The organism is Sinomonas sp. ASV322, assembly GCF_030908245.1.
Classification (GTDB): Bacteria; Actinomycetota; Actinomycetes; order Actinomycetales; family Micrococcaceae; genus Sinomonas.
Genome location: NZ_JAVFJJ010000002.1, coordinates 37,704 through 58,495, shown reverse-complemented (window position 1 = coordinate 58,495; position 20,792 = coordinate 37,704). Strand labels below are relative to the sequence as shown.

The 20,792-nt window shown below is 69.2% G+C and carries 21 protein-coding genes; 11 read left to right on the top strand and 10 right to left on the bottom strand.

The genetic code is table 11. The annotated features are described in order from the left end of the window. The first annotated feature begins 25 nt into the window (after positions 1-25). The 8 genes from RBS12_RS03000 (at position 26) to RBS12_RS02965 (ending at position 9,566) form a co-directional block, all read left to right on the top strand. Entirely contained in the window at positions 26-1,744 is a 1,719-nt protein-coding gene (locus RBS12_RS03000; protein WP_307964582.1) for an ABC transporter substrate-binding protein, read from the top strand. A 72-nt stretch (positions 1,745-1,816) separates the two neighbouring features. Next, positions 1,817-2,818, top strand: coding sequence for an ABC transporter permease (locus tag RBS12_RS02995; protein ID WP_307964581.1), 1,002 nt, complete (start codon positions 1,817-1,819; stop codon positions 2,816-2,818). A gap of 11 nt (positions 2,819-2,829) precedes the next feature. Continuing rightward, on the top strand, positions 2,830-3,861 hold the full coding sequence (locus RBS12_RS02990) for an ABC transporter ATP-binding protein (RefSeq protein WP_307964580.1): 1,032 nt from the start codon (positions 2,830-2,832) through the stop codon (positions 3,859-3,861). A 7-nt stretch (positions 3,862-3,868) separates the two neighbouring features. Then, positions 3,869-4,879, top strand: coding sequence for an oligopeptide/dipeptide ABC transporter ATP-binding protein (locus RBS12_RS02985; RefSeq protein ID WP_307964579.1), 1,011 nt, complete (start codon positions 3,869-3,871; stop codon positions 4,877-4,879). A gap of 91 nt (positions 4,880-4,970) precedes the next feature. Next, positions 4,971-5,420 (top strand): GNAT family acetyltransferase, encoded by a 450-nt coding sequence (locus RBS12_RS02980; RefSeq protein ID WP_307964578.1) that lies wholly within the window; start codon positions 4,971-4,973, stop codon positions 5,418-5,420. A 276-nt stretch (positions 5,421-5,696) separates the two neighbouring features. Beyond that, positions 5,697-7,418 carry a urocanate hydratase gene (locus RBS12_RS02975; RefSeq protein WP_307964577.1) on the top strand — a complete coding sequence of 574 codons (1,722 nt, stop codon included), beginning with the start codon at positions 5,697-5,699 and terminating at the stop codon, positions 7,416-7,418. Between the two features lie 108 nt (positions 7,419-7,526). Further along, on the top strand, positions 7,527-9,128 hold the full coding sequence (gene hutH / locus RBS12_RS02970; RefSeq protein ID WP_307964576.1) for a histidine ammonia-lyase: 1,602 nt from the start codon (positions 7,527-7,529) through the stop codon (positions 9,126-9,128). A 201-nt stretch (positions 9,129-9,329) separates the two neighbouring features. Then, positions 9,330-9,566, top strand: coding sequence for a hypothetical protein (locus RBS12_RS02965; protein WP_307964575.1), 237 nt, complete (start codon positions 9,330-9,332; stop codon positions 9,564-9,566). Between the two features lie 275 nt (positions 9,567-9,841). Here the strand turns inward: RBS12_RS02965 and RBS12_RS02960 are convergent, their stop codons facing one another. The 6 genes from RBS12_RS02960 to RBS12_RS02935 form a co-directional block, all read right to left on the bottom strand. Next, positions 9,842-10,267: an arsenate reductase ArsC gene (locus RBS12_RS02960; protein WP_307964574.1), complete on the bottom strand. Its 426-nt coding sequence runs from the start codon at positions 10,265-10,267 to the stop codon at positions 9,842-9,844. Beyond that, complete coding sequence (locus RBS12_RS02955) at positions 10,248-10,988, bottom strand: aquaporin (protein WP_307964573.1); 741 nt, start codon at positions 10,986-10,988, stop codon at positions 10,248-10,250. The genes RBS12_RS02960 and RBS12_RS02955 overlap by 20 nt, the downstream gene beginning before the upstream one ends. After that, positions 10,985-11,335 (bottom strand): metalloregulator ArsR/SmtB family transcription factor, encoded by a 351-nt coding sequence (locus RBS12_RS02950; RefSeq protein WP_307964911.1) that lies wholly within the window; start codon positions 11,333-11,335, stop codon positions 10,985-10,987. Before RBS12_RS02950 ends, RBS12_RS02955 begins: the two co-directional genes overlap by 4 nt. Positions 11,336-11,506: 171 nt before the next feature. After that, the gene (locus RBS12_RS02945) at positions 11,507-13,228 is read right to left on the bottom strand and encodes an LssY C-terminal domain-containing protein (RefSeq protein ID WP_307964572.1); all 1,722 of its coding nucleotides are present in this window, start codon (positions 13,226-13,228) and stop codon (positions 11,507-11,509) included. Between the two features lie 218 nt (positions 13,229-13,446). After that, the gene (gene hutG, locus RBS12_RS02940; RefSeq protein WP_307964571.1) at positions 13,447-14,484 is read right to left on the bottom strand and encodes a formimidoylglutamase; all 1,038 of its coding nucleotides are present in this window, start codon (positions 14,482-14,484) and stop codon (positions 13,447-13,449) included. A gap of 70 nt (positions 14,485-14,554) precedes the next feature. Further along, positions 14,555-15,007 (bottom strand): MarR family transcriptional regulator, encoded by a 453-nt coding sequence (locus tag RBS12_RS02935; RefSeq protein WP_307964570.1) that lies wholly within the window; start codon positions 15,005-15,007, stop codon positions 14,555-14,557. A gap of 113 nt (positions 15,008-15,120) precedes the next feature. Between RBS12_RS02935 and RBS12_RS02930 the strand changes: the two genes are divergently transcribed. Beyond that, positions 15,121-15,696, top strand: coding sequence for an NAD(P)H-dependent oxidoreductase (locus tag RBS12_RS02930; RefSeq protein ID WP_307964569.1), 576 nt, complete (start codon positions 15,121-15,123; stop codon positions 15,694-15,696). A gap of 129 nt (positions 15,697-15,825) precedes the next feature. Then, a complete protein-coding gene (locus tag RBS12_RS02925) occupies positions 15,826-17,466 on the top strand; it encodes an ATP-binding protein (protein WP_307964568.1) in 1,641 nt (546 codons plus the stop codon). Positions 17,467-17,548: 82 nt separating this feature from the next. Here RBS12_RS02925 and RBS12_RS02920 read toward each other — a convergent pair whose 3' ends face one another. Continuing rightward, on the bottom strand, positions 17,549-18,010 hold the full coding sequence (locus RBS12_RS02920; RefSeq protein ID WP_307964567.1) for a hypothetical protein: 462 nt from the start codon (positions 18,008-18,010) through the stop codon (positions 17,549-17,551). A 160-nt stretch (positions 18,011-18,170) separates the two neighbouring features. Between RBS12_RS02920 and RBS12_RS02915 the strand changes: the two genes are divergently transcribed. Then, positions 18,171-18,974, top strand: a complete 804-nt coding sequence (locus RBS12_RS02915; protein ID WP_307964566.1) for a response regulator transcription factor — start codon at positions 18,171-18,173, stop codon at positions 18,972-18,974. A 33-nt stretch (positions 18,975-19,007) separates the two neighbouring features. On the opposite strand, the gene RBS12_RS02910 is transcribed toward RBS12_RS02915, so the two are convergent. The 3 genes from RBS12_RS02910 to RBS12_RS02900 are packed head-to-tail and all read right to left on the bottom strand — an operon-like array spanning position 19,008 to position 20,700. Next, positions 19,008-19,376, bottom strand: coding sequence for a hypothetical protein (locus RBS12_RS02910; protein WP_307964565.1), 369 nt, complete (start codon positions 19,374-19,376; stop codon positions 19,008-19,010). After that, the gene (locus tag RBS12_RS02905; protein WP_307964564.1) at positions 19,373-20,032 is read right to left on the bottom strand and encodes a signal peptidase I; all 660 of its coding nucleotides are present in this window, start codon (positions 20,030-20,032) and stop codon (positions 19,373-19,375) included. The genes RBS12_RS02910 and RBS12_RS02905 overlap by 4 nt, the downstream gene beginning before the upstream one ends. A 47-nt stretch (positions 20,033-20,079) precedes the next feature. Continuing rightward, positions 20,080-20,700: a TasA family protein gene (locus RBS12_RS02900; protein WP_307964563.1), complete on the bottom strand. Its 621-nt coding sequence runs from the start codon at positions 20,698-20,700 to the stop codon at positions 20,080-20,082. Between the last annotated feature and the right edge of the window lie 92 nt (positions 20,701-20,792).

Genomic DNA, 20,792 nt, shown 5'->3' with positions numbered 1-20,792 from the left:
CACCCACACCCATCTGAGGAGCACCATGCCCAAACCCATCCCCTATCTCGCGACGGCGGCCGCCGTCGCCCTCGCCCTGAGTGGCTGCGCGGGAGGAAGCGCCGCCCAGCCCGCACCGACCTCCGCCGGATCCGCCGAGGGCAACGCGCACGTCGTCAAGGCCGGATTCACGTCCAAGGGCGGCACCGTCGACGTCCTCATGTCTGCGGACTTCCAGACCCTCGACCCCGGCAACAGCAACTACGTCCAGACGGCCAACGTCGGCCAGCTGTACTACCGGACGCTGACGATGGCGAAGGAGACGGCCGGCCAGCCGCCGACCGTGGTTCCCGACCTCGCGACGGACACGGGCAAGGTCTCCGGTGACGGGCTCAGCTGGACCTACACGCTCAAGGACGGACTCAAGTTCGAGGACGGCCGCCCGATCACCTCGGCGGACATCAAGTACGGCGTCGAGCGGACCTTCGCCCAGGACGTGTACACGCAGGCGCCCCAGGAGCTCAATGCCGCCCTCGACGCGAAGGGCTACAAGGGGCCCTACAAGGGCGGCGCCGACCTCGCCGCCGTCGAGACCCCGGACGCGAAGACCGTCGTGTTCCACCTCAAGAAGCCGTTCGCCGAGTTCCCCGCGCTCGCCTCGCGCTCCAACACCGCTCCCGTCCCCAAGGACGCGGACACGAAGCTCGACTACACGAACCATCCGGTGTCCTCCGGGCCCTACAAGATCGAGAGCTACAGCCGGGGCAAGTCCCTCAAGCTCGTCCGCAACGGCAACTGGGACCCAGCCACCGACGCGAACCGCACGGCCCTCCCGGACGTCTTCAACTTCTCGCTCTCGACCGCTCAGGCTACGATCAGCCAGCAGCTGCTCGCCGACTCGGACCCGAACGCGATCACGCTCGACTCGAACGGCGCGCTCCAGACTTCCGACGCCGCCAAGCTCGCCGATGCGGCGGTCAAGGACCGCGTCGCCTCGGGCGTCCTCGGCTGCAACGACGTCCTGAGCCTCAACACCCAGAAGATCACCGATCCTCAGGTCCGCAAGGCCATCGCCCTCGCGCTCGACCGGCAGGCGATCCTCGTCCAGTACGGCGGCCGCCGCTTCGGCCAGCTCGTCCAGAGCCCGCTCAACGACAAGATGCGCGGCTACGCGGCACCCGACTCAGCCCTCGACCCCGAAGGCAAGCCCAAGCTCGACGAGGCCAAGAAGCTCCTCGAGGGCAAGGACTACCCGAAGAAGCTCACGTACGGCTACGCCAACAACCGCGACGCGTACAAGAACGCCGGAACGGTCGTGCAGCAGAACCTCAAGGCGCTCGGCATCGACGTCGAGCTCGTGGCGATCCCGGCGCCCAACTACTACTCCGTGCTGGCCAGCGACCAGCTGCCGGACATGGGGCGCTCCGGCTGGTGCGGCGGCGCCGACCCGTCCTCGGTGCGCACGTCCGCGGACCCGATCCTCGGGCCGAACAACGACGGCACGAGCTACGGCTTCAGCAACACCTCGCGCTACTTCGACCCGAAGGTCTCGGCCGCGATGTACGCCCTGCGTGACACCACGGGAAGCTCCGAGGATCTCGGGAAGAAGTGGGCCGGCCTGTTCAACGAGGCCCTTTCGACGTACCCGATCGTGCCCCTCCTGCGTTCGTACACGAACAGTGTTGTCGGATCCAACGTCCGCAACGCCCAGATGGGCTACTTCTTCGGCGGGGTTGACCTGTCGATCATCGGCGTGCAGCACTAGGGCGCTGCACCACACCGCCGCGAAGGCGCTGGGGGGGCGGGCCGGCGCGCCGGCCGGCCCCCGCCACCAGTCATGACCAGATTCATCCTCAAGCGGCTTGCATCCCTCGTGCTGCTCCTCGCCGCCGTCAGCTTCATCACCTTCACCCTCTTCCAGCTCGGACCGTCGGACCCCGCGGCCGCCTCGTGCGGCCAGGAGTGCACCCCCGAGCGTGTGGCCGAGGCCCGCGTCGCCCTGGGCATGGACAAGCCGTTCCTCGTCCAATACCTGCAGTATCTGAGCGGGTTCTTCTCCGCCCGGACGATCGGTGCCCCAGGGGCGGAGAGCATCTGCGTGTGGCCGTGCCTCGGCAAGTCGTTCCAGACCAATGAGAACGTCACGGACATCATCGCGCGCTCGCTTCCGTACACGCTCTCGATCGCCTCGGGAGCCCTCGTGCTGTGGACCGTCGTGGGCGTAGGGCTCGGGCTCGTGGCGGCCATCAAGAAGGGGCGTCTCGCGGACAAGGCGATCGTGGCCGGTGCCTCGGTCGGCGTGTCCCTTCCGATCCCGGTCACGGGACTCTTCCTCCTCATCGTGTTCGTGAACCAGTTCCACCTCCTCCCCTTCACGAGCAACGCCGTCGTCGTTCCCTGGGGTCCCGCGGGGCCAGGGTCCTGGATCGTCAACTACCTCCTGCCGTGGGTGGCCCTCGCCGTCCTGTTCAGCGCGTCCTATATTCGCGTCACCCGCACGAGCATGATCGAGACGTTCTCCGAGGACTTCATGCGCACCGCGCGGGCCAAGGGCCTTGCGCCGCGCACCGTCGTGTTCCGGCATGGCGTGCGCGCCGGCATCACGCCTGTGGTCACGATGCTCGGCATGGACATCGGCCTCCTCCTCGGCGGCGCGGTCCTCACCGAGCAGATCTTCTCCGTGCCCGGCCTCGGCTTCACGGCGGTCCGCGCTGCCGTGGCCGGCGACCTGCCCGTCACGATGGCGATCACGATGCTCGCGGCCTTCTTCGTCATCACCGCGAACGTCGTCGTGGACATCGCGTACGCCGCCATCGACCCGAGAGTGAGGCTCTCGTGACCCACGCGAGCATGGAGACCAGCAGCCGACCCGCGCGGGGTGCGGCCCCCTTCCTCGACGTCCGGGGGCTGACGGTACAGTTCCCCACGGACGACGGCGTTGCCTCCGCTGTCAACGGCGTCGACTTCTCGATCGAGCGCGGAAGCATCCTCGGGATCGTCGGGGAGTCCGGGTCCGGCAAGTCCGTGACCAGCCAGGCGCTCATGGGCCTCCTCAAGGGGACCAGCGCGAAGGTGGGCGGCCAGGCGCTCTTCGACGGCGTCGACCTTGTGGCCCTTTCCGAGGCCGAGATGCGCCGCCTGCGCGGCCAGCGGATCGGGATGATCTTCCAGGACCCGCTGTCCGCCCTCCACCCGCTGTATACGGTCGGGAGGCAGATCGCCGAGGCGTACACCGTCCACCACCGGGCCACGCGCGCCCAAGCCCGCAAGGCCGCCGTCGACATGCTGGGCCGTGTCGGGATCCCCAACCCGGAACAGCGTTTCGACGAATATCCGCACCAGTTCTCCGGCGGGATGCGTCAGCGGGCCATGATCGCCATGGCCCTCATCTGCGAGCCTGAGCTGCTCATTGCCGACGAGCCGACGACGGCGCTCGACGTCACCGTGCAGGCGCAGATCCTCGACCTCATGCTCGAGCTGCAGGCGGAGACGCAATCGGCCCTCATCCTCATCACGCACGACCTCGGGGTCGTCGCCGAGGTCTGCGAGAACGTCCTGGTCATGTACGGCGGCCAATGCGTCGAGGCGGGGCCCGTGGACGAGATCTTCTACCGCACGCAGCACCCCTACACGCTCGGCCTGCTCTCGTCCATGCCGACCCTCGGCGGGCGGCAGGAGCGGCTCACGCCGATCCCCGGCCAGCCGCCGTCGCTCTTGGACCTGCCCTCCGGATGCCTGTTCAGCGACAGGTGCCCAGCGGCCTCCCTCGTTCCTGACCGCCGGTGCCGCACCGAGCGTCCGCTCCTCGTGACGGAGGGTGGGCACTCCCGCCGCTGCCATCTGCCCATCGACCAGCTCGCCACGCTCCCGGCCTCGCGATAGGACCGCCATGGAACCCCAGGAAATCCTCCGCGTCGAGGACCTCGCCAAGCACTTCACGAGCGGCCGCAGCCTGCTGGCTCCGGGCCGAGCGCGGCGCGTCGTCAAGGCCGTCGACGGCGTCTCGTTCAGCCTCGCGCGAGGGCGAACGCTCGGGCTGGTCGGCGAGTCGGGCTGCGGCAAGTCGACGACAGGCCGCATGATCGCGCGGCTGCTCGATCCCACCGCGGGGCGCGTGGTCGTGGACGGGCAGGACACCGCCGGGCTGCGCGGCAAGGATCTGTACCATTTCCGCCGCAAGGTGCAGATGGTCTTCCAGGATCCGTTCGCTTCCCTCAATCCCCGCCAGACGATCGGCTCCGCGATCGCTGCACCGTTCGAAGCGCAGCGCATCACCCCGGCCGGAGGCGTGAAGAGGCGCGTCGGCGAGCTCATGGAACGCGTGGGCCTCAAGCCCGAGCACTACAACCGCTTCCCCCACGAGTTCTCGGGCGGGCAGCGGCAGCGTGTGGGCATCGCGCGAGCCCTCGCCCTCGAGCCGAGTGTGATCGTGTGCGACGAGCCCGTCTCGGCCCTCGACGTCTCGGTCCAGGCGCAGGTGGTCAACCTCCTCGAGGAGATCCAGGAGGACACGGGCGTGGCCTACGTCTTCATCGCCCACGACCTGTCCGTCGTGCGGCATATCTCGGACGAGATCGCGGTGATGTATCTCGGGAAGGTCGTCGAGCGGGGGCCGGTCGAGGAGCTCTACAGCTCCCCGCAGCACCCCTACACGCGCGCCTTGCTCTCTGCGGTGCCGATCCCCGACCCGAGGGCGGCCCGAGCGCAGGTGAAGATCCGTCTCAGGGGAGACCTTCCGTCGCCCGCCAATCCTCCGAGCGGCTGCGTGTTCCGCACCCGCTGCCCGCTCATGGCCACCCTCGCGGAGCCAGAGCGCGAACGCTGCTCGCACGAGGTCCCGGAGCCCGCCTCGTTCGGCCGCGCTGCGTGCCATTTCGCCGACTCCGCCGCGCTGACCTGAACCCGCCTGAACTGAACCCGCGTCCGGCAGGGCGAGCGACGGCGTCGCCGCCGTGCCTGTGGCGTCGCCGCCTTGCCGGTACCGTTGCCGTATGATCCTGCGCGCCTTCGCCGAACCCGACCGCGCCGCCGTCGTCGGCCTGTGGCACGAGGTAGGGCTCACGCGACCGTGGAATGACCCGGACAAGGACATCGACCGTGCCCTCACGACATGGCCGGACCTGTTCCTCGTCGCCGAAGGAGGAGGCACACCAGAGGACGACGACGGCGGGGGCGGCCGCGCCGTCGTCGGCACGGCACTGTGCGGCTACGACGGGCACCGCGGCTGGATCTACTACCTTGCCGTCGCGCCCTCGGCGCAAGGCCACGGCATCGGCCGCGCGCTCATCGCCGAAGCCGAGGCGAGGCTTGCCGCGCTCGGCTGCCCCAAGGCCATGCTCATGGTGCGGCGTGGCAACGAGCGGGCGCACGGCTTCTACGGCGGGGCGGGCTACGCGGAGGACGACGTCGCGACGTTCGGCAAGCGGCTCATCGCCGACTGAGCGGGGAAGAGGCCTCTCAGCCGCATAACCGTCCTTCACCGTCACAACCGTCCCTACGCCGCGGTCGCAAGGGACGGTTGTGACGCGCACCGACGGTCATGCGGGTGGAGAACCGAGGCGGATCAAGGGCCCGCTACGCCCCCGCCGGGGCGCGTCTGGAATCCCGGACAAGACCCCTCCGAACCCCCTGTTTCCCGGCCCTTCGGCGCGGTGTCATGGATACAGAAGATCCCCACGGATCGCTAGCCCACCCGCATCACCGACGCAGGAGTCACGATGACCACCACCGAACCGGCTCGCAAGGCCGACTTCACCACCGGCGCCCGCCCGGTTCGCGCGCCCCGCGGCACCGAGATCTCGGCCAAGTCCTGGCAGACCGAGGCGCCCATGCGCATGCTCATGAACAACCTCGACCCCGAGGTGGCCGAGCGCCCCGACGAGCTCGTCGTCTACGGCGGCACGGGCCGCGCCGCGCGCTCGTGGAAGGCCTTCGACGCGATCGTCGAGACCCTCAAGGACATGGACGACGACGAGACCCTCCTCGTGCAGTCCGGCAAGCCGGTCGGCGTCTTCCGCACCAACAAGTGGGCTCCGCGGGTCCTCATCGCGAACTCGAACCTCGTCGGCGACTGGGCCACGTGGCCCGAGTTCCGCCGGCTCGAGGCCGAAGGCCTCATGATGTACGGCCAGATGACGGCCGGCTCGTGGATCTACATCGGCACGCAGGGCATCCTGCAGGGCACGTACGAGACGTTCGCGGCGGTCGGGGCGAAGCTCTTCGAAGAAGGGAAAACAAGCGCAGCGACCCTCAAGGGCACCCTGACCCTCACGGGCGGCTGCGGCGGCATGGGCGGCGCCCAGCCGCTCGCCGTGACGCTCAACGGCGGCGCGGTGCTGATCGTCGACGTCGACGAGACCCGCCTCCGCCGCCGCGCCGGCAAGCGCTACCTCGACGAGGTCGAGACGGACCTCGACGTCGCTCTCGCCAAGGTGGTCGCCGCGAAGGCCGAGGGCCGCGCGCTCTCGGTCGGCTACGTCGGCAACGCGGCCGAGGTCTTCCCGGAGATCCTGCGCCGCCACCGCGCGGGCGAGCTCACGGTGGACATCGTCACGGACCAGACCTCCGCCCACGACCCGCTCAGCTACCTGCCCACCGAATACACGGTCGAGCAGTGGCACGCCGAGGCGGAAGCCGACCCCGAGGGCTTCACGAAGAAGTCCCAGAACGCGATGGCCCGCCACGTCCAGGCCATGGTCGAGTTCCAGGACGAGGGCGCCGAGGTCTTCGACTACGGCAACTCGATCCGCGACGAGGCCCGCAAGGGCGGCTACGAGCGCGCGTTCGAGTTCCCCGGCTTCGTCCCGGCGTACATCCGCCCGCTCTTCTGCGAGGGCCTCGGCCCGTTCCGCTGGGTGGCGCTGTCTGGGGACCCGGAAGACATCAAGGTCACCGATCAGGCCATCAAGGAGCTCTTCCCCGAGAACGAGCACCTGCACCGCTGGATCGACGCGGCGGAGCAGTTCGTCGAGTTCGAGGGCCTCCCGGCGCGCATCTGCTGGCTCGGCTACGGCGAGCGGCACAAGGCCGGCCTCCTCTTCAACAAGCTCGTTGCCGAGGGCAAGGTCAAGGCGCCGATCGTCATCGGGCGCGACCACCTCGACTCAGGCTCCGTCGCCTCCCCGTACCGCGAGACCGAGGCCATGAAGGACGGCTCCGACGCGATCGCTGACTGGCCGCTCCTCAACGCCCTCACCGCGGCGTCCTCGGGCGCGACGTGGGTCTCGATCCACCACGGCGGCGGCGTCGGCATCGGCCGCTCGATCCACGCCGGCCAGGTCTCCGTGGCCGACGGCACCGAGCTCGCCGCCGCGAAGCTCACCGCGCTGCTCACCAACGACCCCGGCATGGGCGTCATCCGCCACGTCGATGCGGGCTACGAGCGCGCCGTCGAGGTGGCCGCCGAGCGCGGCGTCAAGATTCCGATGGCTGGCCGCTAAACCTCATGATCCACCGTTCGATTCGCCACAACTCAGAGCGCGATCGGCGCCAAACGGCCCATTTGGCTCCCGAATTGTGGCGAATCGGACCGTACTCCAGGAACTGACATGACTCTCACCGCCCCCGAAACCGGCCTCCCCACCGAGGTCACCCTCTCGACGCACGGGCTCACGGCAGCCGACGTCGTCGCCGTCGCCCGCCACGGCGCTCACGTGAGCGTCGCCCCGGAGGCGCTCGCCGAGGTCGCCCGCGTCCGTGCCCACGTCGAGGAGCTCGCCGCGAGCGAGATCCCCGCCTACGGCATCTCGACGGGCTTCGGCGCGCTCGCGAACCGCCACATCCCGCAGGAGCTGCGCACGCAGCTGCAGAAGTCGCTCATCCGCAGCCACGCTGCGGGCATGGGCCCCGTCGTCGAGCGTGAAGTGGTCCGTGCCCTCATGCTCCTGCGCGCCAAGACGCTCGCGTCGGGCCGCACGGGCGTCCGCCCAGTCGTCCTCGAGACGTTCGTCAAGCTCCTCAACGCGGGCATCTCCCCGGCCGTCCGCGAGTTCGGCTCGCTCGGCTGCTCGGGCGACCTCGCCCCGCTCAGCCACGTCGCGCTCGTCCTCATGGGCGAGGGCGAGGCGGTGGGCCCCGACGGCGAGTCCTTTGGCGGCCGCGGCGAGCGGACGACGGCGGAGCTCCTCGCCGAGCACGGCATCGAGCCGGTCACCTTGGCGGAGAAGGAGGGCCTCGCGCTCGTCAACGGCACGGAGGGCATGCTCGGCATGCTGCTCATGGCCCTCCACGACCTCGACGGCCTCGTCAAGACTGCCGACGTCACGGCGGCACTGTCCGTGGACGGGCTCATGGGCACCGATCAGGTGTTCCTCCCCGAGCTGCACTTCGCGCTGCGCCCCCACCCGGGCCAGGCCGATTCGGCCGCGAACATGCTCGCCGTGCTTCGCGACTCGAAGATCGTCGAGTCCCACAAGGTTGGCGACAGCCGCGTCCAGGACGCGTACTCGCTGCGGTGTGCGCCGCAGGTTGCCGGTGCCGTGCGCGACACGATTGCCCACGCCCGCACTGTCGCGGGGCGCGAGCTCGAGGCCGCGATCGACAACCCCGTGGTGCTGCCAGACGGCCGCGTGAGCTCGAACGGCAACTTCCACGGCGCCCCGGTCGCCTACGTGCTCGACTTCCTGGCCATCGCCGTGGCCGACCTCGCGTCGATGGCCGAGCGCCGCACCGACCGCATGCTCGACCCGGCGCGCTCGCACGGCCTGCCCGCGTTCCTCGCGGACGATCCGGGTGTCGACTCTGGCCTCATGATCGCGCAGTACACGCAGGCCGGTCTCGTCTCCGACTGCAAGCGCCTCGCGGTCCCGGCCTCGGTTGACTCGATCCCGAGCTCGGCCATGCAGGAAGACCACGTCTCGATGGGCTGGCACGCGGCGCGCAAGCTGCGCAAGGCCGTCGAGAACCTTCGCCGCGTGCTCGCGATCGAGCTCGTCACCGCGGCCCGCGCGATCGACATTCGGACCGTGACGTCCGACGGCGCGCTCGTCCCGGGTCCGGGCGGTGCGGCGGCGATTGAGGTGCTTCGACGCACGGTGGAGGGTCCCGGCGTCGACCGCTTCATGTCGCCCGAGCTCGAAGAGGCGGATCGAGTCCTGGCCAGCGGCGAGCTGCTCGCCGCGGTGAACGACGCCGTCGGCGGACTTCGCTGACCTATCCGACCTCTCTGGGGGCCCGGAAATCCGGGCCTCCAGAGAGGTCAGACCATAGCACTGGATAAATGCACAAGGCTTTTCGCAGATTGTCGTCCGACTCTACATAACGACACTCCGCCAGAACTGATAGAAACGATGTGTCCGCAATGACGCGGATCACAATGGGCACGGGACAGCTTCCACGAAGGGGTAACGAAGATGAAGGCACGCGGGGCAGTTTTGACCAGGCGGAGCGCGCAGCAGGCGCCGCTCGCGAACTGGGCGGAGCTGCGGGCCGAGGACCCGATCGAGATCGTCAAGCACGCACAGGTCATCGCCGCCGGGCGGGTCGAGGAAGTCTCGCTCAGCGGCAACGTCCTGTGGATCGAGGCGGACGGCACCGAGCCGCGCCGGCTCTTCCTCAAGTCTGACGGCGTGCTCGTGCGCCGCGCCTAGAGTTCCCTCGCTCGCAACGGGGAGCATCTGGCAACGCCAGAGAACACGGCAGAGGCCCCGCACCAATGATGGTGCGGGGCCTCTGTTCTTGTCGCGACATCTGTCCACGCTGGGGTCTTGTCGACGAGTGGCCAGATCTCGCCGAGGGCCGCGGCGCTTTCAGCAGCACTCGGTGTCGTCGCAGCACCCGTCGTCGCAGCAACCGGTCCTCATACCGCCACCCCCTCCCTCTCTAGCGCGATGGGTTGAGCCCGAGCTTCCGCCGTCTCATGTCCTCAGACGCCGGCGGGCAGCAGCTCGGCGATGAGGCGCTCGATGCGGCCCTTGATCTCGTCGCGGATCGGGCGGACGGAGTCGACGCCCTTGCCTGCGGGGTCCTCGAGCTCCCAGTCCTCGTACCGCTTGCCGGGGAAGATCGGGCAGGTGTCGCCGCAGCCCATGGTGATGACGACGTCGGAGTCCTTGACCGCTTGGGTGGTCAGGATCTTGGGGGTCTCGTCGCGGATGTCGATGCCCTCCTCAAGCATCGCCTCCACCGCGGCAGGGTTGACCTTCTCTGCGGGCTCGGAGCCGGCCGAGCGGACCTCGATGCGGCCGTTTGAGAGGTGGTTCAGGTAGGCGGCGGCCATCTGGGACCGGCCGGCGTTGTGGACGCAGACGAACAGGACGGAGGGCTTGCTCTCAGGAGTTTCGGGGCTCATGGAAGACCTTTCGATCGGGCGTGGGAGCGGCGCTGAGGGCACTGGCAACGGATGGGCCAGGGGCAGGGGCGGGGAAAAGAAGGCAGACGAGCATGAACCCCAGGGCCCCGCCGATCAGCTGGGCGAGCACGAAGCCTGGGGCGGAGGCCGGGGCGATCCCGGCGAACGTGTCCGTGATGGTGCGGGCAAGGGTCACTGCGGGGTTGGCGAAGCTGGTCGAGCTCGTGAACCAATACGCGGCGGCGATGTAGCCCCCGACGGCGAACGCGACCCGGTCGGCGCGGCCGGAGCGGACCGTGCCGAAGACCACGAGGAGCAGCCCGACCGTGGCCACGATTTCGCCGAGCCACAGGGCCGGCCCCGTTCGGGCGTGTGTGGACAGGGCAGCGGCGTCGAGGCCGAACATCGCGTTCGCGATGACGGTCCCGGCGAGGCCGCCGACGAACTGGGTGACGATCAGAACCGAGGCCGTGCGCCAGTCGAGGAGACCGAGCGCCTTCTCGACGAGGGTCACGACCGGGTTGAACGAGGCCGAGACTGGCTGGAGCGCGATGATCAGAGCCACGAGCGCGGCGCCGGTCGCGATGCTGTTCTCCAGCATCGCCAGCCCAGGGTCGTTCGGGGAGAGCCGGGAGGCCATGATCCCCGAGCCGACCACGGCCATCACGAGGAACGCCGTCCCGGCCAGCTCGGCCAGCGCGCGGCGGGCGAGCAGGCTCACTTCGCTGTCCCGCCGATGAGCGACGCAAGGTTCGCCAAGGCCTCGGTCCGGGCCCGGTAGTAGACCCACACCCCGCGCTTCTCGCGCTCGAGCAGGCCTACCTCGTGAAGCACCTTGAGGTGGTGGCTGATGGTCGGCTGGGAGAGGTCGAACGCGTCGTTCAAATCGCACACGCAGGCCTCACCGCCCTCGTGCGAGGCAACGAGGGACATCAGCCGCAGCCGCACTGGGTCGCCCAAGGCCTTCAGCACGAGCGAGACCTGTTCGGCCACGTCCTGGGACAGGGGCTCCCTCGAGAGTGGAGAACAGCACGCGACCGTCTGCACAGGGGTCAGGCCAAGATCCATAGACACAGATAAATATTCACGCTTGTCGATACGCTAAGGCAAGCGGCGACGCACCTCCGTCCGTTCCTGCACGCGTACACGACGGCACCGTCCTTCCAGTACGCGTACTGGAAGAGACCGCGGGACCGCGCGACGACCGCCCGGAGGGACCGCGCCGCACGCGGCCCGGCCCTACTGCAGGCTCACGAGCTCCGCTTTGCCGTCGGTGAAGAACTCGTCCCCGCTTCCGTTGTGACCCATCTGGGGCGTCGTGAGGGGCACAAGGTGCTCGGGGTACCCGAGGGAACCGATGATGTACGCGCGTTCGGCGTCGACATTGGGGTCGATGTGGTGGGTCGGGATCTTGGCGGCCCCCGCGAATTCGATCCCGTCATCGAAGCTGGCCGTGGCCTCCCAGACGGCTCGCCCGTCCGGCGCCGTGTAGCTTGAGCGCCAGATGCGGATGTGGTGGCGCTGGCGCAGCGTGTTCGACGCGGTGGCCTGCTGGAACGCGATGGCCTCGGGCTCGGAGGCCATGAACGCTGGGGTGACGGGCGCGGTGCGGTATTGGCCGCCCTGGAATCCGACGGCCACGGCACGGAGGGTGTCGGCGAGCGTGGACCGGTCGGCCCGATCCCACCCGCGGCCCTCGAACGCGTGCACGAGCTCGTCTTCGGTCCCGACGAACACGAAGCTGGCCGGCTCCATCCTGTCTCCCGTGAGCGTCTCGCTGTAGACCGGCAGGCGGGAGAGGGAGGCGGTGTCGAGGGAGGGCAGCGCCTGGGTGCGCGGCGGCGCCGGATGATCCTCGGGGTGGACGAGGAACGGCGCGGCGACGAGGGCGAAGGCGATCCCCAGGGCGGGGACGACGGCGAGGAGGCGCCCGGGGGCGACCGGCCGCCGTCGGCCACTGACGATCGGGAAGCGCGCCGCGATCTCAAGGAACCCAACGACGGCCGCGAGCACCGCGGCGCCCAGCAGCATGCTGCCCCACACATCCGTCGCGTAGTGGACGCCGAGGTAGACCCGGCTCAGGCCCACGAGCAGCGCGATCAGAAGATAGACGGCGACCGTGGCCGCCCTCGCGGCCCTCGATCGGAACGTCTTGAACAGCACGTACGCGATGATCCCGTAGGCAACGGTCGCGCGCATGACGTGCCCGCTAGGGAAGCTGGGGCCCGTGTTGACCAGGAGGGCGAGGGACGCGTCCGGGCGCGCCCGGCCCACGATTGGCTTGATCGCGTCGTACAGCCCCTCTTGAAGGAGCACCGTCGCGAGGACCGCTCCGGCGAGGAACCGCTCGCGCTTCCACCACAGGATGATGACGGCCGCAGCGGTGACCAGGACGAGCGTCTCAACGTTCGCGAGCATCGTCGCGGACGCGAAGAACGCGGTCTCCCCGTCTGTGCGGATCGTGGGCATGAGGTTTGCGATGCGCTGGTCCACTTGGGTGAGGGCCCCATGGGCGGCGACCGCGAAGGCGAGGTTGAGGAAGTTGCCCAACGGGATCGCCGTGATGACAATCGTGGCGGTCAGCCAGAGGCCCGTCGGCGTGTCGAGGCGCAGCCGATTCCGAAGCCAGCGCACCCACGGCGAGCCCGTGGTCCTGAACCGCACCACGTACTGGTTCGATTCGAGCCCGACCCACGCGGACGCGCCGAGGGACCTGAGCATGGCGCCCGGCAGCGTGAGGGCGCGGAGGAGGGCGTAGACGAGCACGCCGATGAAGACGACCAAGAGGAAGATCGCGGCAAGGAACAGCGTGGGGGACGCGAACACCGTGAACGTCCTCACCGCGTAGAGGCAGGCCCCCATGAGGATGAGGGCGACGACGGCGAGCACGAGGTGCGCCACCGCTCCGCTGCCCCAGCCGCGCGGGCGCCGCGGCCGATCCATGACATCAGACCCGATCATCGCAATCCTGTCGCACGCGTCGAATCTACTTCCGGCGGAGGGTGGGGACAACGGGACGCAACTCGCTGAGGCGCACATAACCGTCTCTGGGCGACAAGACCGTCCCTTGGAGCGCGTCGCGAGGGACGGTTGTGCTGCTAGCCGACGGTTATGGGATCGTGGGGCGGCCGATCGGTTTGGGGCGGGCCGATGCGAGCCAATCCAGCGACGGCGGCCGCCTACCCCAGGATCGTGTCGACGAGCCGCGCGGCGATGCGCGCCGTGCGGGAGTCGACGTCGTACGTCGGGTTGAGCTCGGCGATGTCCGCATGCAGGAGCTTCCCGCTCGCGGCGATCCGGCGGACGACGGCGACGATCACCTCGAGCGGCACGCCGAGCGCCGCGGGCGCGGACACCCCGGGGGCGACGGCGGCGGGCAGGACGTCGAGGTCGATGGTCAGGTAGACCGCGTCGAGCTCCGCGAGGAAGTCCTCGACGAAGGCCTCGGCTGTCTCGCGCGTCGCGTACTCGTCGAGGAGGTACCGCACGCCGAGCTCGTCGGCGCGGTGGAAGAGGGCGAGCGTGTTGTTGGGGCGGGAGATGCCGACGACGGCGTACTCGAGCGAGCGCCCCTCGGCGGCTTCGGCGCGGGCCATCTGGAGGAACGGAGTGCCGGAGCTCGCCCGTTCCTCGTCGCGCAGGTCGAAATGGGCGTCGAGGTTGAGCACGCCCACGCGGGCGCCCGCGGCGCGCGCCGAGTCCACGACGCCGAGGTAGCTCGCGAACGCCGTCTCGTGCCCGCCGCCGAGCGTCACGGTGAGCGCGCCGGCGTTGAGCAGGGCGGCGACGAGCGCTCCGCAGCGTTCTTGGCCGCCTTCGAGATCGCCCGGCTCGCTCTCGGTGCCGAGTGCCACGACGACGTCTCCCGCGTCGAAGACCGCACGCTCGAGGTGGAAGGCGAGCGGGCCCAGGGCCGCGCGGACGGCGGTCGGTGCCTCTGCCGCCCCGACGCGCCCCTTGTTGCGGCGCACCCCCTCGTCGGAGCGGAAGCCGAGCAGGACGCCCGGGCGGGCGCCGCCGTCGGCCGTCGTCCGTGCGGCTGCGGCCTCCGCAAGTGCCGCGGCGCTGAGCGGGCGCACGGCCTGCCACCATCGCCGGTGCTCCGGGGTGTCGCCATCGTGGCGTCCCGACCAGGCCTGCGGGAGGACGTCGGCCAATGCGGGATCGGACAATTCTGGACCGGCACCGACCTCGGCGGGAGTGGACACTTCGCTCATGAATTCAGGACATCGCACGCCACGCCTCCTGCGCCAGTGTCTGGCGCAAGAGATGTCCGGCTTCCCGGACTCAGCATGCCTGGCCGAGGCCCCACAGGCCCGCGGGGCCCGCGGCGTCGGCAATCACGGCGAGGGCGGTCTGGAAGCGCACGCGGTCCTCGGGGGCGAGGGGCGCGACGAGCTCGCGGAGCTCATGGGTCACCTCGGAATGGAACGCCCGAGCGGACTGCCGCCCGGATTCCGTGAGCGCGACGCGGACGGCCCGCCGGTCGCCGTCGACCCGGACCCGTTCGGCGAGGCCGCGTCGCTCGGCGCGATCGACGAGGCCTGTGAGCGCGGCCTTTTCGACGCCGAAACCGCGGGCGAGATCGGCCATGCCACGCGGGCCTTCGGCCAGAACGCACAGGAGACGGGCCTGCGCGGGGGTGAGCTCGAGCCGATCCGCGACGCGCGCGAATGCCGCCTGCACGAGGCCCGAGAGCTGGACGAGGCCCTGCGCCGCGTCGGGTACCTGACGTGTCACCGTTCGGCCTTGCGTGCTCGCCTCCATCCGAGTATCGTACGCAATCTAGATAGTTAATGCCACATACCATATAGGTCACGCAGTATGAGCCACGAACCCACTCGGGGGGTCGCATGACGCGCATCGGCATTATCCTCGGCAGCACCAGGCCGCATCGGAACGGCGAGCAGGTCGCCAAGTGGCTCTTCGAGGCGGCGTCCCGGCGGACCGACGCCACTTTCGAGCTCGTCGACCTGAGAGACCATCCGCTCCCGCTCCTCGATGAACCGCTTCCGCCGTCGCTCGGCCGGTACGAGAACGAGCACACGCGACGCTGGGCCGAGAAGATTGCCTCCTTCGACGGCTTCGTCATCGTCACGCCCGAGTACAACCACAGCACCTCGGCCGTGCTCAAGAACGCAATCGACTACCTCTACGCCGAATGGAACAACAAGGCCGTGGGCTTTGCCTCGTACGGATCGGCCGGAGGCGTCCGCGCCGTCGAGCATCTGCGGCTCATGGCGGGCGAGCTGCAGATGGCGGACGTCCGCGCCCAGGTGATTCTCCCCTTCGCAACGTCGTTCGAGAATCGCCGCTCGTTCAAGCCCGACGACTTCGCGCGCCGGAGCCTCGACGTCATGCTCGATCAGGTCATCGCCTGGAGCGAGGCCCTCGCGCCGCTCCGGAAGAGGGCCAGCGCCGCGGCGTGAATCCGCCGGAAGCGTGAGTGAAGAACGGGAGCATGGTCAGCGCTTCACCTTGCGGCGCGATGCCCGACCGGTGATCGTTCTGCCACACAATTGGTGTGGCCGAAAACTGTCTGGGCGCGGGAGAACAACGTGGAGAAGCTGCTGGACGTGCTGCTGCTGGGAAGGCTCCACTTCCACGAGCTGAACCTGACCGGCAGAGTGCTCATGAGCCAGCTTCCGCTGAATCTCACGATGCTCCTGGTGTGCGCCATCGTGGCCGTGGCCGATCCGCGGAAGTTCCGTGATCCCTCGTTCCTCGCGGCCCAGGCGCTCGCGGTCGGTCTCTTCGCCCTGTGCGCGGTCATCCCGTGGCGCAGGCTCCCGTACGGGGCGTTCCTCGTGATCCCGTTTCTCGACTTCATCCCCGTGAGCCTGGTGCGGTCCTCCGCATCAGACGCACTCTCCGGCCTCGGGCTGCTCGCCGTGTTTCCTGTGCTGTGGGTCGCGGGCTCGGGCTATCGGGCGCGACTCATGGTGCTCTTGGGCGGCGTCGCCTCTCTGGTCATGGTCTGGGAACCGCTTTTCGCGGCGGGCACGCTTGATCTGCGCCTGCTCGTGGGTCAGCTCGTGACGCCCATCATGATGCTGGCCGTCGGCATCGGGGCCTCCGTGATGACGGTCAGCGGCATGACCCAGCAGTCGCGCGTCGAGGAGCTCCTCGACCGCAGCGAGACCCGGGAACACCTCTTGGACACCGTTCTTGAGACGGTCGATGTCGGGGTCATCGTGCTCGACGCTCAAGGCAAGGGCATGTTCGCGAACTCCAAGCAGATCGAGGTGTACGCCGCGGCCATGCCGGCGGACGGGGTCACGGCAGATCGTGAATCCGAGATGCTGATCTACCGCGAAGGCTCCGAGGCTCCTCTGCCGCCGGAGCAGTGGGCCCTCGAACGCGCCCTTGCGGGCGAGGAGGTCGAGCGTGAGCTGTACCGCCTCGGCGCCGGCCCGGCGGCGCGCACCGTCTCGGTCACGGTCCGCGGATTCGTTGACGCGGCCGGCGAGCGCGCGGGGACCGTCGTCGCCTCCTCTGACGTGACCGACGTCGTAGCCGCGGTCCGGGCGAGGGACAGGTTTCTCTCGATCATGTCGCACGAGTTCCGGACACCGATTGCGAACATCATGGGCTACGCCGAGATGGTCCAGGACGACCCCCTGCTGAGCCCGACTTCCCGCGCGGACCTCGAGGTAATATCGCGCAACGCCCAGCACGTGAACCAGATGGTGGACGACATTCTCGAGGCCGCATCCGGAAGGGACTCGACAGAGATCCGCCTCCCGCTCGATCTGGCCGAGCTCGTCCGCGAGGCCGGTGGCTCCTCCAGCGCCGAAGCCAAACGCCGGGGGATCCGGCTGAGCGTGGAGACGGACGGCGCGCTCCCCATCCTGGGCGACCGCACCGGACTCGTGCGGATCCTCGACAACTTGGTTTCCAATGCGCTCAAGTACTCTGGCTCGGGCACGGAGATCGCGCTCCGCGCGTCGCGCGACGGCGAGTGGGCAGTGTGCGCGGTCGAGGACCACGGCATGGGTATCGCCTCCGAAGATCTCGATCGAATCTTCACGCGCTTCGGCCGCAGCGCGAGCGTTATCGGCACCGGAATCCCAGGAACCGGCCTCGGCCTCGCACTCGCGAGGGAGGTTGCCGAGAAGCACGGCGGCACGATCGAGTGCACGAGCGAGGTCGGCGTCGGAAGCACGTTTACGGTGCGGCTCCCGCTGAGAGGGGAGTAACGCCTGTAGCCCTGGGCAGTCCCTCAGACTTCGAACGACGGCGGGAGGGAACCCGCCGTCGTCGGGCCGGCTCAGTGCGGGGTCAGCAGCCGTGGGTCTGGGTGAGAGCGGCCCCGATCCACGACCCGACCCGGGCCTGGACAGTGAGGGTGTAGATACGGTTGCCGGCGCTCGCGGAACTCTGGGCGAGGACCACGGTGGTCAGGGTGGTCGTGGTCGAACTGCTGGTTCCGTCAGGGGCGGTGAGCGTGAACGTGTAGGCGGTTGCCCGGGGGACTGTGCTGTAGCTGAGGACGGTGACTGTGGCCAGTTTGCCGTTTGACGCGCAGACGTAGGACGCATTGACGCTCGCCGGCGCCGGAATGGAGTAGGTGGAGGCCGTCAGTGCGGCAGCGCCCGCGGCCGCGAAGCTAGCCTGGGCGGTGGCGGGGGCCATGAGGAGCAGGGCGGCGGCGACCACCGGTGCGATCGCATGAATGGGGCCGCGGCATGCGCGGGCCGTCGCGTTCAGCCGCTCGGCCCAGGGGGCTGCGTGACGTGCCATCCGCCCTCCTTCCGGCGTGCTTCGCTCGTGTCGTCGTTCCATGCTCTCAGCGTGGTCTCAAGCCCAACCGCCGCGGAAGTTCAAGGTTTCCTCAACTGCCTGGGTCGGCGGCGTGCGGTAGACGTGAAAAACGGAGTGCTGTCTGAAAGACTTGCCGACCATGGACGAGAGTTCGCCGGATCGCCGGGCCGTCGTCGTCGAAGACGACGCTGACATGCGCATGCTCCTCGTGCGGACACTGCAGCGGCACGGATTCGATGTGGCTGAGGCCGGCACGGGGGCCGACGGCCTGCGCCTTGCGCGCGCGCACGTTCCCGACCTCGTGACCCTCGATTTGAACCTTCCCGACCTGGATGGAACCGAAGTGTGCCGTCGCCTCAGGGAGTTTTCGAACGCGTACGTGGTCATGATCACCGGGCGGGCGGATGAGATCGATGAGCTGACCGGCCTGCAGATCGGTGCGGACGACTACATCAGCAAGCCGTTCAGCCCCCGGACTGTTCAAGCCCGGATTGAGGCGATGTTCCGGCGCCCTCGCCCCGGAATGCCGCAATCGATGCCTGGTTCGCCTGCCGCCCCCGACGCGGCTCCTGGAGCTCGGGCCGACGTCGCGAGTCCCGCAAACCCCACGATCCCGGCCGGCGCCGGGGTCCCGGACGGCCGGCCGATCGTCCACGGCTCCCTCGTGGTCGACGTCGACGCCCGTCTGGTGACCCTCGACGGGCAGGAACTGACCCTGACCCGAACCGAGTTCGACCTTCTCGCCCTCATGATCGGATCGCCGCGGCGCGTGTGGACCCGCGAGATGCTGCTCCGTTCCGTCTGGGGCGATGGATGGGCCACCGACGAGCATCTGGTCGAGGTCCACGTGGGAAATCTGCGCCGCAAACTCGGGGACCGCGGCAAGAATCCGCGATTCATCCGCACCGTGAGGGGCGTCGGGTACGGATTCGTCACACCCTGAGCTGCGCCGGGACCCCGAGGCCGATCGCGGCCCTCAGCTGCGGCCCAAGAGCTTGTGAAGCGCGTGGGCAACGGCCTCGGCGTCGCGGCCTAGCAGGGGAATCAAGGCGCGCGCATCGGAAAGGTGGCCTGCCCGGATCTCTTGATCCGCATGGCGTGCCTCGTGCTCAAGCTGCAGGGCACCCACCGTGCCGGCCGAAGCTGCGAGGCTCACGAGCGCTACGTGGGCGGCTTCCGCCTGCCCTGCCTCGACGGACTTGGCGACCACTCCGATCCGGTGCGGGAGCAGCTGGAGGAACGTGGCAGCGAAGTCGAGGGCATCGGACCGGGAGTCGAGTTCTGCGGCGAGTTCGTTCAGTCGAGCGTGGTCGAGGATGGGCAGCGCGTCAGCCGTCACGGTCATTTCCCCCTCCCCGAATGGCCTTCGTGCGCTCGCGTTCCGGGGTTCCGGTCCTCTCGGGCCGCCCGGGCGGCCGGACGGCGCCAGATGGACACCAGCAGCATAGCGACCAAGAGGGACGGCGCCCCGAAGGTCAGGGCCGAGCCGACGGCAGGGGAGCGCACGACCCGGATCGCGTCGCCCAGGTGCGGGACGACGGCGGCGGCGGTGTAGACGGTGTTGTCCGTAATGACCGCCGTCCACGGGTCCGGCCCGTTGTTCGCGTCGCCCTTGGTCGTGATGATCGTGGACCCGGCCGCCTCGCGGGTGACAGTTGCGATGCGGTGGGTCTCGACGCGCTGGTCCTGTACGGGGATCTGGTACGTGATGATGTCTCCGACCTTGAGGGCCGACGTCGGGGTCTTGACGCTGACCACCACGTCCCCCGGGTTGATGAGCGGCGCCATCGATCCGGTGAGCATCGTCGACGTCTGGTAGTCCAGGAACCTGGGGCCGACGGCGAGGAACAGGAAGGCCGCCGCCGCCGCGGCCAGCACGAGCCCGATCGCCGTTCGGGCCAAGAACCGGGCGGCCCTCTTCAGGCCCGCCCCGCCCCGCGTTTCGCGCTCGACGGCAGGTGGGGCCGCGAGCGCGGTCGCGGCATCGAGGGTGGTGCTCATGGCCGGCCTTTCCTGATGGCGGACGGGGCGGGTGGGGGGTCCTGCGGTTACTGGTTCGTGCCGCTGCGCTGGGTGCCCGTGAAGGAGAAGTTCACGGTGCTCGTGATGCCCTGGAAGGTGTTGTCGGCGGTGGATGGGAGGGTCAGCGTGACGCGGAGGTTGTCGGCGTGGCCGGCCGTGTCGGACGCGAGGTTGGAGAGGTTCAGGTTGGAGCCGATGACTGCGTGGGTGGCCAGCACCGACGAGGTAGTTCCCGAGCAGGTGTAGGTGTAGGCGGGAGCCGTGCCGGCCTCGGTCCAGGGCACTGAGCACGAGTCGATGACCATTTGGAGGCCATTGGTGGCGTCGGTGTCGAGCTTGGAGGAGGTGGTGGCCGTCGTGGTGAGGGTCGCCCCGGCGAGGTTTTGGCTGCCCGTGTTGGACAGGGTCACAGCACGCTGGATGGTGTCTCCGGGGACGATCCCGGAAGCGGAGACTGTGAGGCGGTTGTTGGCTGTGCCCGTGGCGCCGAGGCCGACGACGACCGTGCCGGAGGAGACCGTCGTCGAGGCGCTCGTGGTGGAGGTGAAGGCGCCGTACGTGCCCAGGCCGGCGACGCTCGCGGCGGCGCCGACGAGGGCGGCCGAGGCCAGGAGCTTCCCGGAGGTGGAGTTGAGGCTGAGACCCATTTTCGTGTCCTCTGTTCGAGCCGGGGCCCGCCCGGACTAAGTCGTTGGCGCCAGACCCCAGCGGCTGGCAAGAACAACTCTCCAGCCCGGGC

What these genes read in the sequence shown, in the direction of transcription:
- RBS12_RS02930 (WP_307964569.1), top strand. Translation starts at nt 15,121, where the DNA reads ATGACGCGCATCGGCATTATCCTCGGCAGCACCAGGCCGCATCGGAAC.
- hutG (WP_307964571.1), bottom strand. Translation starts at nt 14,484, where the DNA reads ATGAGCGAAGTGTCCACTCCCGCCGAGGTCGGTGCCGGTCCAGAATTG.
- RBS12_RS02900 (WP_307964563.1), bottom strand. Translation starts at nt 20,700, where the DNA reads ATGGGTCTCAGCCTCAACTCCACCTCCGGGAAGCTCCTGGCCTCGGCC.
- RBS12_RS02905 (WP_307964564.1), bottom strand. Translation starts at nt 20,032, where the DNA reads ATGAGCACCACCCTCGATGCCGCGACCGCGCTCGCGGCCCCACCTGCC.
- RBS12_RS03000 (WP_307964582.1), top strand. Translation starts at nt 26, where the DNA reads ATGCCCAAACCCATCCCCTATCTCGCGACGGCGGCCGCCGTCGCCCTC.
- RBS12_RS02915 (WP_307964566.1), top strand. Translation starts at nt 18,171, where the DNA reads ATGGACGAGAGTTCGCCGGATCGCCGGGCCGTCGTCGTCGAAGACGAC.
- RBS12_RS02910 (WP_307964565.1), bottom strand. Translation starts at nt 19,376, where the DNA reads ATGACCGTGACGGCTGACGCGCTGCCCATCCTCGACCACGCTCGACTG.
- RBS12_RS02960 (WP_307964574.1), bottom strand. Translation starts at nt 10,267, where the DNA reads ATGAGCCCCGAAACTCCTGAGAGCAAGCCCTCCGTCCTGTTCGTCTGC.
- RBS12_RS02920 (WP_307964567.1), bottom strand. Translation starts at nt 18,010, where the DNA reads ATGGCACGTCACGCAGCCCCCTGGGCCGAGCGGCTGAACGCGACGGCC.
- RBS12_RS02950 (WP_307964911.1), bottom strand. Translation starts at nt 11,335, where the DNA reads ATGGATCTTGGCCTGACCCCTGTGCAGACGGTCGCGTGCTGTTCTCCA.
- RBS12_RS02980 (WP_307964578.1), top strand. Translation starts at nt 4,971, where the DNA reads ATGATCCTGCGCGCCTTCGCCGAACCCGACCGCGCCGCCGTCGTCGGC.
- RBS12_RS02990 (WP_307964580.1), top strand. Translation starts at nt 2,830, where the DNA reads ATGGAGACCAGCAGCCGACCCGCGCGGGGTGCGGCCCCCTTCCTCGAC.
- RBS12_RS02965 (WP_307964575.1), top strand. Translation starts at nt 9,330, where the DNA reads ATGAAGGCACGCGGGGCAGTTTTGACCAGGCGGAGCGCGCAGCAGGCG.
- RBS12_RS02995 (WP_307964581.1), top strand. Translation starts at nt 1,817, where the DNA reads ATGACCAGATTCATCCTCAAGCGGCTTGCATCCCTCGTGCTGCTCCTC.
- RBS12_RS02985 (WP_307964579.1), top strand. Translation starts at nt 3,869, where the DNA reads ATGGAACCCCAGGAAATCCTCCGCGTCGAGGACCTCGCCAAGCACTTC.
- hutH (WP_307964576.1), top strand. Translation starts at nt 7,527, where the DNA reads ATGACTCTCACCGCCCCCGAAACCGGCCTCCCCACCGAGGTCACCCTC.
- RBS12_RS02975 (WP_307964577.1), top strand. Translation starts at nt 5,697, where the DNA reads ATGACCACCACCGAACCGGCTCGCAAGGCCGACTTCACCACCGGCGCC.
- RBS12_RS02945 (WP_307964572.1), bottom strand. Translation starts at nt 13,228, where the DNA reads ATGATCGGGTCTGATGTCATGGATCGGCCGCGGCGCCCGCGCGGCTGG.